The 14724-nt window shown below is 51.2% G+C and carries 9 protein-coding genes; 4 read left to right on the top strand and 5 right to left on the bottom strand.

From position 1 onward, the window contains the following. Positions 1–272: 272 nt before the first annotated feature. The gene (locus MHB80_RS05980; protein ID WP_341282872.1) at positions 273–2150 is read right to left on the bottom strand and encodes an AbfB domain-containing protein; all 1878 of its coding nucleotides are present in this window, start codon (positions 2148–2150) and stop codon (positions 273–275) included. Positions 2151–2437: 287 nt separating this feature from the next. Between MHB80_RS05980 and MHB80_RS05975 the strand changes: the two genes are divergently transcribed. Continuing rightward, the gene (locus MHB80_RS05975) at positions 2438–3373 is read left to right on the top strand and encodes an MraY family glycosyltransferase (RefSeq protein ID WP_341281318.1); all 936 of its coding nucleotides are present in this window, start codon (positions 2438–2440) and stop codon (positions 3371–3373) included. 85 nt (positions 3374–3458) lie between these two features. Here the strand turns inward: MHB80_RS05975 and MHB80_RS05970 are convergent, their stop codons facing one another. The 4 genes from MHB80_RS05970 to MHB80_RS05955 form a co-directional block, all read right to left on the bottom strand. After that, entirely contained in the window at positions 3459–4691 is a 1233-nt protein-coding gene (locus MHB80_RS05970) for an S-layer homology domain-containing protein (protein ID WP_341281317.1), read from the bottom strand. 119 nt (positions 4692–4810) lie between these two features. Further along, complete coding sequence (locus tag MHB80_RS05965) at positions 4811–8770, bottom strand: S8 family serine peptidase (protein ID WP_341281316.1); 3960 nt, start codon at positions 8768–8770, stop codon at positions 4811–4813. A gap of 400 nt (positions 8771–9170) precedes the next feature. Continuing rightward, positions 9171–10247 carry an LLM class flavin-dependent oxidoreductase gene (locus tag MHB80_RS05960; protein ID WP_341281315.1) on the bottom strand — a complete coding sequence of 359 codons (1077 nt, stop codon included), beginning with the start codon at positions 10245–10247 and terminating at the stop codon, positions 9171–9173. Between the two features lie 6 nt (positions 10248–10253). Beyond that, the gene (locus MHB80_RS05955; RefSeq protein WP_341281314.1) at positions 10254–11114 is read right to left on the bottom strand and encodes a VOC family protein; all 861 of its coding nucleotides are present in this window, start codon (positions 11112–11114) and stop codon (positions 10254–10256) included. 193 nt (positions 11115–11307) lie between these two features. On the opposite strand from MHB80_RS05955, the gene MHB80_RS05950 reads away from it, so the two are divergent. The 3 genes from MHB80_RS05950 (at position 11308) to MHB80_RS05940 (ending at position 14719) form a co-directional block, all read left to right on the top strand. Then, positions 11308–11844, top strand: a complete 537-nt coding sequence (locus MHB80_RS05950; RefSeq protein ID WP_341281313.1) for a cupin domain-containing protein — start codon at positions 11308–11310, stop codon at positions 11842–11844. Between the two features lie 182 nt (positions 11845–12026). Further along, positions 12027–13544, top strand: a complete 1518-nt coding sequence (locus MHB80_RS05945; RefSeq protein ID WP_341281312.1) for a spore germination protein — start codon at positions 12027–12029, stop codon at positions 13542–13544. Continuing rightward, positions 13541–14719, top strand: coding sequence for a Ger(x)C family spore germination protein (locus tag MHB80_RS05940; protein ID WP_341281311.1), 1179 nt, complete (start codon positions 13541–13543; stop codon positions 14717–14719). The genes MHB80_RS05945 and MHB80_RS05940 overlap by 4 nt, the downstream gene beginning before the upstream one ends. The last annotated feature ends 5 nt before the right edge of the window (positions 14720–14724 follow it).

The raw sequence follows: 14724 nt of genomic DNA, 5'->3' as shown, positions 1-14724 counted from the left end.
ATTTGAATTGCGAGATAAGATGGCGTTTTTTGATGAGGCTGTTCAGATGTATTGGGATCAATTATCTCACCACGGGCTACCTCTTTAATGGAGAAGCTGCAAAAATATATGAAGCCACTGTCCATCCATAAAAACAAGAGAAAGAGGGGATAGCCCACTCTTTCTCTTGTTTTTTCTCTCTCTTTCTCTTTATTTCTCCTCTTTATTTCTCCTCTCTTTTCAGCCCTTTTCCTGCCTCTTTTCAGCCCTCGTCTATCCTTCTCCCTACGATTTTACGAATAGTTCGTTCGTTTGTATGTTGCATCATTTTTGGAGATTGTTGTATTGAGGGCGCTCAAGGCGTCCAGCCGCAGCACATAGTTGTAATGGCGAACGTAATAGCCAGGCTGGCTGTACGATTCAAAGGAAATTTTTGTGCTGTCTCCAAGCCCACTGACAATGTTGAAGGTTGCGTCCTGCTTAAATGCATCCGTTCCGTCATATTGTTGAAGCACAATCTGGTTGCTGGCATTGCGCCGGAAAAAATGGCCCGGGTAATTCATCGATTCCAGCGATACGGACGATGCGCTCGCAAGTCCCGGCACCACTCGGAACTGCGAATCGGCAGCAGGAGATACCCCCGAATCAACGCGTCCAACATAGTTGTTATGACGGATTAGGTAACCAGCAAGAGCGCCCGCTTCAAAAGTGCTGTAGCCCGTCGCCTCCGCAGTCGCTGGGCCAAGCAGGCGAACCTCATGCAGCGTTGGCGTATACCAGTTGCCCGGATTGTTGAACAGCACTGCATTCACCATATTAATTCGCACATATCGCGCCGTAAAATGTACCGCGTCAGTCGTGAAACCGTATGCGGTGTTCGTCGTGCGGTCAATCGCGGCGTAGTTCACGCCGTCATTGCTGATTTCGATTTTATATTTGTAATAGCCCTCGGAGCCCTTATACATAAACCACGAAATATCAACCTCAGTAATCGTCTTCGGTGCGCCAAAATCCACCTGCCACCAAGCAGGCCAGCCATTATTTGCAGCCGCCCATGACACTTGTGCATTACCGTCATTGCCATTTGCTGCACTGCTCCCGGAGGCGATGCTGCTGGCGGTCGCGGTTTTGCCCAGCGCATGGTTGACTTGCGACGGCAGCGTGACCGCGCCAGTTCCTGCATCAATGCCCCATGAGCTATACCAATTGAGCGTTGCACTATTGCTTGCATCATTCAGCATAAGCGGCAGCCAGATGAATTTGTGGTCGCTGAGATTGAGCGGATTCCAGCGATCCGCCATATAGATGTAGGTGGTGGCGGCGCTGCCCGTCACGGTCATAATATTTTCAATCTGCGAGCTGTAAGCCGCCGGATCGCCAAAGGGCGAGATCGCAGACCATGTGCCGTTCATCGCCGAGGCTGTGGAATAGCCGCCTTGGTTCGGATACCAGCCCGAAGCCTGCGAGGTGAACAAATAATACGTATTGTTTTTCTTCACAACAGCGGGCGCTTCGCGGTAACCATTCTCATATATCCAGCCGACAAAGCTGCTCACGCCGGTATAATCAGCATTCAGCTTAAAAATCGCCATCGTATCGTTGGCGCCGCCATTTTTCCTCGAAGCGGTAATGAGGTAGGCGCTGCCGTCAGTATCGGCAAACACCGTCATATCCCGGGACTCGTAGTCCAGCGGCCGAAAGCTGCCTTGATACGTAAATGCCCCATCCGGTGTAGAGCTCGTCGCTACTGCAACGCGGGCGAGCGAATAATTGCTGCCATTTTCATAATGCATCCAGAGCACATATTTGCCCGTTGCGGCATTATAGATGACCTTCGGACGTTCGATCTTGCTCGTATTCAGCTCCGCTGCCGAAGTTTTGGTCAGCACGCTGCTGCGGAAGGTCCAATTTTTGAGGTCGCTTGATGTATACACGTTAACGGCATCGAACGTTCCGCCCGTCGCATGCTCGCCATACCAGTAATAGGTGAAACCGACTTTTAAAATGTTGCCGCTGTTCGCAAGAATCGGGTTGCCTGCGGTGTCCTTCCAATCCGTCCCGTTTACAATACTTACGCTTGCAGCGTTAGCGCGGCCCGCCGGAATCGCTCCGGCAGCAATTGAAAGCAGTAGAGTAAGCAGCAAAACAGCGATCACACTTCTTTTTCCCATAATCACCATGCTTGAACTCCTCCTTTATAATGATGCGACGCCTGGTTCATTTCAGCAACGCACAACCCTTATATTATCATTTATGTAAGCTATTTCAATTGAACAATCCGGCGAATGGTGAACGATCTGGACTTCGACGGAAGATGAGTTATTTATCAGAAATTTGCTATTCAAACTCGTTTATTGTAACATTTTATTAGTTTGAGAGATTGCTAGCTTTGCTGCCTATTTTTATATATTTATACATTCAGGAGATGATCTAGATTAGTTACGCTGCTGCATTTGCAATGTCATTCTTTATTGTGCTGCTGCTTATTCCTCCGCTTCGCAAGCTCGCTTTCCGCATCGATTTTGTGGACAAGCCCCGCAAGGATGTCGAACGCAAAATACATAAAGAGCCGATTCCACTCACGGCGAGCTATGCTATTTTTGTCGGCTTTATGGCTACGTATTTAGTATTTGTAGATGAAATTACAATGAAAACAGTCGCTATTATAATAAGCTCGATTTTGCTGCTCATTATTGGCACGATTGACGATTGGTACAAGACGCATGGCAAGGATTTTCCGTCATTGCCGAAGATGCTCGTTCAAGTGTCGGCGGCGGCAATCGTATTTTTCGCTGGTGTATCATTCGAGGGCTTCTACAATCCGCTCAGCGGGGAGTTCGTCAATCTGCCTTATGCCTTGCAATTCGTATTGACGATTTTATGGATTTTCGGCGTAACGACCGTCATTAACTTCTCCGATGGCATGGACGGCTTGGCGGGCGGCCTTTCTACAATTTCAGCTGTGACGCTGTTTATTGTGGCCCTTACCAAGGGGCAAAGCGATTCCGCGATGCTGGCTATTATTTTGATTGGGGCTGCAATTGCGTACTTGCGCTACAACAAGCCTCCGGCCAAAATATTTATGGGCGACGCTGGCGCGACGTTCCTCGGCTTTATGCTTGGGGTCATTGCACTTGACGGTGCCTTCAAGCAGGCGACTGTGCTGTCGATTTTCATTCCGATTTTGGCGCTTGGCGTGCCGATCTTCGATAACATTTTCGTCGTAATCAAGCGTATGATTCAAGGCAAGCCCATTTACCAAGCGGATGCGACACAGGTTCATTACCGCCTGCTGCATTCCGGCCTCAAACCTGGACAAGTGCTGTCGTTCCTATTTCTCATCAGCGTTTGCTTCTCGCTATTTTCGATTATTTTACTTATGATTCCGGTATAGAGCATGTATTGCAAAGAAACCTCTCCCGTGTGGCAGAGGTTTTTTTGCATGGGAGCACTGCCTTAGTCGATGTGAATAGTTGATGTCAGTTCAGACGCTCCATTACGCGGTGCAGCAGCACGCTGACTTCCGCACGCACTGCATGGTCCCCCGGAGCAAAAAGCTTGTCCGTCCGTCCTTGCAGCAGCTCAAGCTCGTACAAATACGCCATATCCTGCTCCGCCCAGTGGCCGCTAATATCACTAAACGGATGTACACCAGATGCAGCTTCTTCTTGTGCACCTGCTGGCTCGGCCGGGCCGAGCGCCTTGAGCTGCCGCGACAGCACAGCGGCAATTTCCGCCCGCGTAATCGGCTGATTCGGCAGAAAGGCACTGCCTTGCGGCCGCTCTACACCTTGCAGCAGGCCATTTGCCGCCGCTGTCTCCACATAGTCGTATGACCAATCGCTATTGCGCACATCGGTAAAAGCGGGGATGGATTGCTGCTTCATATCCAGCTCGAACGCAAGTACAGCGGCCTTCGCGAACTCTGCCCGCGTCATTAGGCGCCCCGGCTCAAAGGCGCCAGCTGCCGTCCCTTGCATTACCTGCGCAAGCGCCAGCTCCCCAACAGCTGCCGAAGCCCATTTCAGCTTCGCAACCGCCTCATAGTCCTTGAATTGCTTGAGGCGCTGCTCCACCGTCAACTGTGCTGCCGCTTTCGCAGGCGCTTGTCCGACGACCTTCGCCGGGCCTTCCTTGACTGCTTCTGCGCCAATGCTGACGACCGGCTCATTTACTCGATGCTGAATATTCAGTCCCGGATTATCCGGAAAAATAATGATCGACTTCGCCAAGCTGAAGGATGCGGCTCCATCCTTCTCTGCCTTGAAGGTCAGGCTGCCCAGCTTGCCGTAGCCAGAAAATAATGCCGGGCCCCGCTGGGCCGTCGCCTCGGCAATTTGAATAAGGCCTGCTGCGGCATCAAGCTTGTTCAGCAGCTGCATGGGACTCGCCGAAGCTGCAAACACCGCTGGCCGCAGCAGCGCCCCCGCCTCTTTTTCAACTACAGGCGCTATTCGCTTTGAATCGTATTTCATATGTACCTCATAGCCTTGAACTCCGCCGTAGCTCCCCTTAAAGCCTTGCAGCCATACGGCGACCTCGAACACGTCGCCAATCTTCACCTGATTGGCAGAAGGGACAATACGAATTTGCGGCAGCTTGTCTGTTTCCGCCTTCTCGGCTCCTGATACCGCTGCCGTACCAAGCCAAGCAGTGACCAGCAGGCTTACCCCCATTAATGACAACCATTTTGAATGCTGACTCCCTCTCATATTCATCTCTCCTGTCTTCGACTTCTTGCTCCCTATGCCTCATCCTGAAAATAAGGAGGGGAGCCCATCGCGCTCCCCTTCCATTTTTCACGACCGTTTTATGATCAGTCTCATGCCGCTTACAGCTTGAAGTTGCCTAAAACGAAGGAAATATCGAGCAGGTCAACCGCGTTATCCCGGTTAATGTCAGCTGCACTTGCCGGCGCATTGGCCCAGCTTGTACTCCGTGACTTGCCGAACTGCTTGGCGACAAGCTGGAGATCGGCCAGATCGATTTTACCGTCGCTATTCACATCGCCCGCCTGAAGCGGTCCGACATTAAGCGTCGTATCCTCGCCTGCCACCGTCACCGAAGACGCCGAAGCCACATGGCCTGGCACGACTACACGCACGGTGTAAGTACCCGCTGGAACAAGCAGCGTATAGCTTCCATCCGCCTTCACTTCACCAACAGCTGCAACCTCCTTGCTTGCTGTAACCGCCTCTACGACAACTTTGTGCACGCCATCGGCACCTTGGTACCACGTCTCGCTATAATTCACACTGCTGCCGAGAGCTTCCGCCGTTATTTTGCCTGTAATCCGATGCTCCGGCTCGGTAGGACCCGGCGTCACCGTCACAGAAACGTCGCTCACACTGCTATAAGCAATTTCTTGCGTATCGCTGTTCAATGCCCGAGCATTGGACAGTTTAAAATCTCGTTTTCCGGTGCTGCCGCTGGAAAAATGGAATGTTGCCAGCGTCCCGGAGCCGCTATAGCCGCTGTGATCCCCGGTCAACGATACGACATAGTCGCTCCGCGCAACGCCGCTCCCGAGATCGACAACCGTCTCATTTACGATAAGCGATCCGCCAGGATTGACCTGCTGCTGATACGTGGACAGCGTAACACTTGGCGCAACTGTGCCTTTCACGAGCCCGCTGTCATAAGTCAAGCTGAATTGCGCTGCATATAAGCCCTTTACATGCTCAAAATTCACATCAATATCAAAGGTTTCACCCGTGCGCACACTGGACTTTGAAGCAACAGCTGCCAATGTGGCAGGCTGCTCATTCGCACTCTCATAGTTGACAACAAAGGCTGGCTCAATGACGCCATTATCGGCGGCATCATACACATACACGTCAAAAGCGTTGCTTCCTTTAACAATAGGCACCGAAATCTCGAAGCGCCCGTCTGCTGCAATCGTCGCATCATACTGCTGCAAATCGCCGTTTGCATCCTCAGCGATGGCAGCAGCGCCAACTGCCGAATAATCGCCGAACAACGTAATAAGGCGGTCACTAATAATTCGTCCGCTAATCACACCGTCATTGCCTGTAACCGCAATTGGCGGGTCAGCCAGTTCCGCAACCGGAGCCTGCACATCCAAGACAAATTCGGCAAGCTGGTCAAGCAAAAAGTCTTCTGCCCCAAACCCCACCCAAGGCACGACGACATAATGTCCTTCACCAAGCTGCTGAGGGCCAAGAGCCGTCAATATTTCCCCGTCCCAGCCTTCAACGATGTAGCTGCCCGGGGTCATCCCCTGCGCGCTTTCCACAATGGCCCCTTTCCAGGACAAATTGCTTCCCGAAACCGCATAAACATCCAGTGAAAAATACGGCAGCGTAGCATTTACGCGGAACTTAAGGTCGGTCGTATCCGCTGCACCATCTCCATTTGGCGAAAAGAGGAACGGTTCAAGCGTAATTTCCGATACTTTTGCCGGAAGCTCCACGTCGCCTACATAAACAGCGAGTGGAAGCTGTATAGTCTGTCCTCCACCTTGAATGACGACTTCGCCCTCGTAACGGCCATCCTCCGCTGCTTCAGCTACCTGCAGCGCTACATCGAAGGAAGCCGTACCGCCTGCCGCCACCGCAAACGATTCTTCGCTAACGCTTAGCTCACCCGCTGCATCGCCATACCATATTGTCGATACTGCATACGAGCTGGCCGCGCCAGAAATATCCTTTACTTGGATCGTTTTCGCCGACTCATCCCCTGGAGCCTGTGCTCCGAAAGATAAGCTGCCCGTCAAATAAGACGTAGCGGCAGCACCTGCTACTGCAACTGTCGTTTCCTCCACGAGCGCTATCGCTTTTGCATGAGAGATTTGCTCCAAGTCAATCCGTCCTGCCCCTTGATCCATATGCGAATAACGCTCGCCGCTGCGATCTGCCAGCTTCTTCGCATTGTTCATCAGCAGCCCTTTTACCTCAAATGGAGTAAGTCCTCTCTCCTTTTGAAGCAGCAGAGCCGCAGCGCCTGCAATATGCGGACTCGCCATGCTCGTGCCTTGCTTATTTTCATAAGCATCCGAATAATCGCCGCCATAAGCAGGTATGGATGAACGAATGGCTACACCTGGCGCCGTTATATCCGGCTTAATAGCTAGACCCGGCAGTGATGGTCCGCGCGAGCTGAAATCACCCATCATATCCTGCTCTACTGTTGTACCAAAGTCGATCGCATACCCGCCAGCCCCAGCTCCAGCAGCCGCGTCAACCTTCGCTTTCAAAGCAAGTCCATCCTCCTGGGAAATGCTAAGCGTAGGGACATAATCGACTCCCGCATTCAGCGTTCCACTGAAGCCTCCTGTCGCATTGTTATAAATAATGACAGCCGCAGCTCCGGCATTTAAGGCATTCAGCGCCTTTTCGCCAAAAGTAATGGAGCCTCGTGAAATGAGCGCAGCTTTACCCGTTACATCTTTGCCAATGAAATCCTCCGCTGTTCCTAGGCCCGTATATACAAGCTCCAGAGCATTATTTTCCAGATTGCCAAGCTCAGGGGAGTAGGTCATATAGCCACCATAAACGGTGTCTACTCCGCTTCCTGTCAGCACAGGAACAGAAAGTGGCGGCGAAGAAGCTCCGACGGAAATCGCAAGCTCCGCTGTAGCCGGAACACCTACCGTATAAGGCTCCGGTCCATCGTTTCCGTTCGCCGCAACCGCCACAACGCCTGCCAGCATCACATTATTCAGCGCGACGGCACTAGCCTCGAACTGATCATTAAAGTCATCTCCCAGCGAAAGGTTAATGATATCCATGCCGTCGATAACCGATCGTTCCATCGCGGCAATGACGTTTTCCGTCGAGCCTCTGCCTTTCGGCCCCAGTACGCGGTAAGCATAAATATCTGCACCGTATGCGACGCCTTTTACCCATCCGCTTTCGCCATCCGGGTGTTCCGGATCTCCGCGCCCTGCTACGGTACCAGCCACATGCGTGCCATGGGAGGTTGCCACCTCGGCATCATTCGGATCGGGAAGCGTCTCGTACGGATCATTGTCATTGTCGACAAAATCATAGCCACCCTTATAAGCATCCTTCAAGCTTGGATGGAGATAGTCAATACCGCTATCGATAACCCCAACCTTAATGCCTTCCCCCGTTAGGCCGCTGTCCCAATAAACAGGGGTACCGATAAATGGAACACTCTCGTCCATTTTAGCCTCTACGCTTGGCTGCGGATCTATAATGATTTCCGAATTCGGATAGATCGCCTTCACGCCAGGCAGCGCAAGCAGCTTGTCCACCTGATTTGCCGGAACCTGTACCGAATAGCCATTGAAAATTTGCTGGTACTGGCGCCCAAGCTTCACATTCAGCTTCCTCGCAGCAGCAGCAAAGCTGGATTGCTCCTGCTTCACAATCGTCTGATAGCCGGCAATCGACTTGGCCTGACCTTGCTGTGCCTTGACGCTCTGCACGGCGATTGGATCGGATACCAGCTCAACGATGACGCTAATCGTCTTGCCGCTGTCCGAATGCGGTACGTAGTTTTGCGGCGTAATGAGTAGTGGTGTTGTTCCCTCTGCCGCAGAGCCTGCCGCTTCCACCTTGAAGCGCTGCTCTCCCTGCGCGCCAAGCAGCCCCGCCGACTCCTTCTTGCCGGCTGAATCAACCTGATCATAAGCTGATTTCGGCAGCTTCAGCTGCTCTGACAATATGGAAGATTTAAGGCTTTGCGGCGCTGCTTCCGCCCCCATAGCCCCTGCGGGTAACAATAAGGTGAGCAAAAGCGCCATGACGATTAGAATAGATAATTGCTTATTGCGACTTGTTTTACGTTTATACCATTGCTGCATAAAATCCCTCCTATTTTTCTTTGCCCTCTACTAAAAACCGCACCTTTCCTCCCTTCTATTAAATATCACAAATTACCTTTTAAACCATAAATATGTATTTTCTGAGCTCGCTAAAATCTATTGTAAAGGATCATTTACGAGAAAATTGTAGAACCGTCTGATTATTGAAAATATTTTGGAGCACACAAGGTGAAACGGCTTTCGCCGTCCTCTGGCGGCGCGGCGCGTTTCATTCCGAGAAATATAAGCCGATTATAAGTGTGAAACTTATAATCGGCTTATATTTAAAAAAAATCTGGCAAACGCCGTAAAGCAGCGCCTGCCAGATTGTCTATGAATCTATGAATGAAATGTCGTTATCCGCCAGCTTTCGTCAAAATCGGCAAAGATCAGGTTTAAATCATGCTTTCGCTTTTGTCGCTGCACGCACGATAGGCGCGACCTTCCCAGCTAATAGCTCGATGCTTTCGGCAACTTTGGCATAAGGAATGCCGCCAATATCGAGCTGGGCAATAAAACGCTGATGCCCGAACAGCTCATGCTGGCGAATTATTTTCTCAGCTATTTCCTCTGGACTCCCGACAAACAAGGCCTGATCGGGCGACGTCATTTCGGCGAACTCCTCCTGCGTAATGCGGAATTCGATGCCGCGCTGGCGGTTCATATGCGACCAATAATTCGTGTAATAGGGGAAATATTCTGCACGAGCCTGCTGGCTATCCTTCGCGATATAGCCGTGACCAGTGACGCCAACCTTCAAGCTCGCTGCATCGAAGCCCGACGCAACTCCCGTTTCGCGATAAATATCGACGAGCGGCTTGAACCTGTCTGGTGAACCGCCAAGAATCGCCATTATCATACCGAGGCCAAATTCCCCTGCGCGCACAGCGCTCTGCGGCGAACCGCCAACGCCAACCCATACCGGAATTTGCTGCTGAATCGGACGTGGGGCAATCGCAGCGGCCCGAAGGGCAGGGCGATACTTGCCCTGCCAGGTTACTGTATCCTGGCGGCTCAGCTCGCCGAACAGCTCCAGATTTTCGCTAAACAGCTCATCATAATCGCTCAATTCATAGCCAAACAGCGGGAACGATTCGACGAATGCTCCGCGTCCCGCAATAATTTCCGCACGTCCATCAGATAATAAATCCAGTGTCGCATAATCCTCAAATAAGCGCACCGGATCAACCGTACTGAGCACGGTAGTTGCACTCGTCAGCTTGATTCGCTTCGTTTCTCGGGCAATAGCTGCCAGCATAACTGGCGTTGCCGAAACGACAAAATCATGGCGATGATGCTCGCCCAGGCCGAAAATGTCCAGGCCGCCCTCATCCGCCAGCTTTGCCGCTGCAATAATATCCTGAATCCGCTGCTTCGCACTTATCGTTTCCGATGTATGAGGATCAGGCAATATATCGCCTAATGTATAAATGCCAATTTCAATTCCGGTTTGCTGCTCCCCCATTTGCTTCTCCATCGCTGCTTATCCACCAATCGTCAGCAAACTGGAAATGCCAGAAGGATCTGTGACCATCCAGCCATCTGCCTGCTTGCGGAATTGTATTTGCTTTTGCCCCAGTCTAGCCAGCACTTCATCCAACGCTGCTTGATTAGGAAGCACAATCGTGTAGTAGTCCAGACCTGCCGCATTCGCTGGAGCTGCGGGTACACCTACGCCTGCCCATGTATTCAGGCCGAGGTGATGATGGTAGCCGCCCGCCGAGATGAACAATGCGGACCCGCCCATGTTGAAAATAATATCAAAGCCTAATGTGTCGCAATAAAACTGCTGGGCTTGCGGCAAATGGCTCACATGCAAATGCACATGCCCAATAACCGTGCCTTCGGGCAGCCCATTCCAAACCGTGCCTTCGGAAACATCCAGCAGACCCTGAATGTCAACGGGATCAGTCGCCATCTTGTAGCCGCCGCCCTCCAGCTTCTCCCATTGCTCGCGGGGGCGATCGCGGTAAATTTCAATGCCATTGTTGTCTGGATCATTGAAATAGAGCGCTTCGCTAACCAAATGGTCGCCCTGCCCAACCGGTACATTATGGTTCGCCAAATTCCGCAAAGCAAGCCCCAGCGCTTCACGGCTTGGCAATAAAATCGCAAAATGATACAGTCCCGCCGCTGCACGCTCCGGCAGCACAACCGCACCCTGCTGCTCCTGCAATATGAGCAGCGGACGCTTGCCGTCAGCCGTCAGCTGCACTTCGTTCCCGCTTCGGGAAAGCTCCTTAAAGCCCACAACCGCTTTATAAAAAAGGAGCGAGCGCTCCATATTACTTACTTTAAGCTTCACATATCCAATATGTGCAGCTGGATGAATGGAAATAGTCATTGTCCATCGCCTCTTTATCTGATATATTTGTTATAAGAATATATATTTTATATGAGAAATATTATCATGTGAATGCTGGCAAGTCAATAAAACATTTGCTACTATGGATGAAGCTTAATGCCACATACACAGGCTCAACCGCCACAGCTTAACGACATCGGTTAAGAGGCAACCAATGTTTCAGGAGGTACTCATGGATATTGGCAATACCATTCGCTCAATTCGCAAGAAGAAACAACTCTCCATCCAACAGGTTGCGGAGCTTACCGGACTATCACAAGGGTTCCTAAGCCAAGTAGAAAATAACAAAACATCGCCATCCATTTCTACGCTCGATCATATTGCCGGAGCCCTGAACGTTCCGCTCGCCTTCCTGCTGCTCAAAAAGGATGAGCGGATGCAGATTTTGCGCAAGGATGAGCGTCGGCACACTTTGTACGGCGGCGGGAAGATGAAGGTCGAGCAGCTCAGCGAGCGCGGCAGCGTCAAAATGATGCTGGTCGAGCTTGAGCCCGGCGCCTCGACGGCAGAGGAGCATGCCCATGCGGGGGAAGAAATTCACTTCCTCCTCTCCGGCACGATCTATGTAGAGCAGGGAGACGAATCGGCAACTATCTACGCAGGCGATTCCTTTAGCTGGAAAGCCTGCATGCCCCACTATGCCAAAAATATTGGCGAGGATAAAGCCATTGTGCTCATTTCCATTAATAACGATACACAATTGGTTTAGCCTATAACGCTAAGCCGGATCAAAGCAGCGTTCTCTCAGGAGAGCACTGCTTTTTTTGTTGCCTGCCAGCAGACCCTTTTTGCCCATCCTATTCAATCAGCAGAATAATAAATGCCGCTGTCGGTAAATATATCCTTAACTTATTCGGATTTAACCACTCTTATTATTCAAGGAGAATGGCGATGGTTGACATAATGGATTACCGGCTGATGCCTTTCAGTACCGAGCTAGCAGCCAATATCGAAATTCTCAACACGATTTATAATGATTCCGTTGATATTAAAAGCCGGACCTTTCCGATCGCTGGAAAAACCGAGGCTTTTCTTTTGTTTATCGATGGCATGGTTAACGAATCGCTCATCGACCTGCATGTTCTTGCTCCGCTTCTGCAAACCCGAACCGAAGCGTCTGAGCTTGATTTTGCCTATATCCGCTCCGTCGTATCGACGAGCCAGCTTTCCATCGCCACCTCCTTTAATGAGCTTCTTCAATATATTTCGACCGGGAGCGCTGCCCTACTCGTTAATCATCTGCCGTTTGGCATCGCCATTAATTTATCTGGCTGGCAGCAGCGCGGTATCGAGGAACCAGCAGCAGAATCAATTATTCGTGGTCCGCGCGAAGGCTTTACCGAGACGATGAGTGTCAACACCTCGATGCTGCGGCGCAAAATTAAAGATGCTGCCCTAAAGCTGAGCTCTGTGCAGGTTGGGCGCTACACAAAGACGGAAGTCGTCATTGCCCATATTGATGGCATTGCTAATCACTCGCTTGTCGAGGAAGTCAGACATCGCATCGAGAAAATCGACATTGATGGGGTATTGGAAAGCGGCTATATCGAAGCATTAATTGAGGATCATCCGTATTCGCCTTTCCCTCAAATCCAAGTAACCGAACGTCCTGATGTGGTCAGCGCCTCGCTGCTGGAGGGGAAGATAGGCATCATGGTAGAGGGTACGCCCTTTTGCCTGATTGCGCCGACGACTTTCATGTCTATGCTGCAATCGCCAGAGGATTACTACCAGCGCTTTATGATCAGCACCTTCATCCGCTGGCTGCGCTTTCTGTTCCTCTTCATTTCGCTGCTGCTGCCCTCCCTTTATGTCGCGGTGCTGACGTTCCATCAGGAAATGGTGCCGACTTCGCTGCTGCTCAGCATTGCCAAGTCTCGGGAAGACATCCCCTTCCCCGCGCTGATTGAGGCGCTGCTGATGGAGGTTTCCTTCGAGGCGCTGCGGGAAGCCGGCGTTCGCCTGCCCAAGCAGGTAGGCTCCGCCGTCAGTATCGTCGGCGCACTCGTTATCGGGCAAGCGGCGACCTCTGCCGGACTCGTCTCCTCGCCAATGGTCATGGTCGTGGCGATTACGGGCATCGCGTCATTCCTCCTGCCGCAATACAGCGCTGGCATCGCCATACGCGTATTGCGTTTCCCGATTATGTTTCTGGCGGGCATGTTTGGCCTGCTCGGCTTAATGCTTGGCGTCATCGCCATCATTATCCATTTATGCTCCATCCGCTCGCTTGGAGTGCCATACTTGCAGCCGCTTGCGCCAATGAAATGGAGTGAAATACTGGATACGCTCATGCGTGCCCCTATATGGAGCAACCGTAAAAGACCGAGCTTTACTGGGCGTAAAAACGAAATCAGGCAGTCCCCTTACAACCGTCCTGAGCAGGGAGAAGGAGAGGCTTCCTCATGAGCCAGATGATGCGTACCGTACTGCTCTCCCTATTATCCCTATTGCTTTGTCTTATAATGAGCAGTTGCTGGGACCGCAAGGAAATCAATGATCTTGCGCTCGTAACAGGAGTAGCCATCGATAAGAAAGACGATAAGCTCATCGAGGTGAGCGTACAAATCTTTATTCCCCAGGGCTCTACACAAGGGGATCAAGCTGTCGGCGAAGCATCAGGAGGAACAGGGACAACCTTCGTTCAATCGGCTCATGGTGAAAATATTGCCGACGCGCTGTCCCAGCTTCAGCAAAAGTTTTCGCGTAAAATCTTTTGGGGGCATGCCGAGGTATTCATCTTTGGCGAAGCTAAGGTCAAGCAAGGCGTGAAGGAGGATTTGGACTTTCTCATGCGGGATTCAGAGCCTCGTGAGCGGGCTTTTGTGTTCGTAAGCAAAGGAAAAGCCAAAAAGATTTTGGAGTATCATTCGATTTTGGAGCGGAATACATCTGAGGTGCTGCGGGAAATGGCCAACAATAAAACGAGCATTACCTCCTCATTGGCTCATTTATCCGAAATGCTGGAGGATGATAGCAAAACCGCCTTGCTGCCTTGGGTAGTGCCGCTGCCGCCACCGAATCAAGAAAATCCTACGCAGAGTATCGGCTACATAAATGGGACTGCCATCCTACATAATGGCAAGCTGGTAGGTGTTGCCGACAACCGGGTGACGCGCGGCATTTTGTGGATTATTAACGAAATGGACAATGCGATTGTTACAATCCAGCCAGAGGGCGCTAGCGGGACTGTCTCTGTTAAATTGCTGCGGAACCGTTCCTCTATGAAGCCCCGCTTTCATAATGGACAATGGGAAATGACGATTCACGTCTCCTGCAAAAATCAACTGCTGCAAAATACATCGGACATCAACTTGACCCAGAGCAGCGAAAGCCTTCAAAAAATCGAGGATCAGCTGGAGCGCAACATTGAGGAGCGCATTAGCCTAGCTGTTACCAAAGCTAAAAATAGCTATAAGGCGGATATTTTCAACTTTGCAGGAGCATTCCATCGCGCTTATCCACGTGTATGGAAGCAAAATCAAAAGGATTGGGATGCGATTTTCCCAGAAATAAAGGTAATTGTAAAAGCAAAAGCAGAAATTTTGCGCCCGGGCATGTTCAATACCCAAGAATCCAAGTAGGAAGG

It is taken from the genome of Paenibacillus sp. FSL H8-0537 (assembly GCF_038051995.1).
Lineage (GTDB): Bacteria > Bacillota > Bacilli > Paenibacillales > Paenibacillaceae > Pristimantibacillus.
The sequence above is the reverse complement of the archived record's forward strand: the minus strand, read 5'-3'. Positions and strand labels throughout refer to the sequence as shown.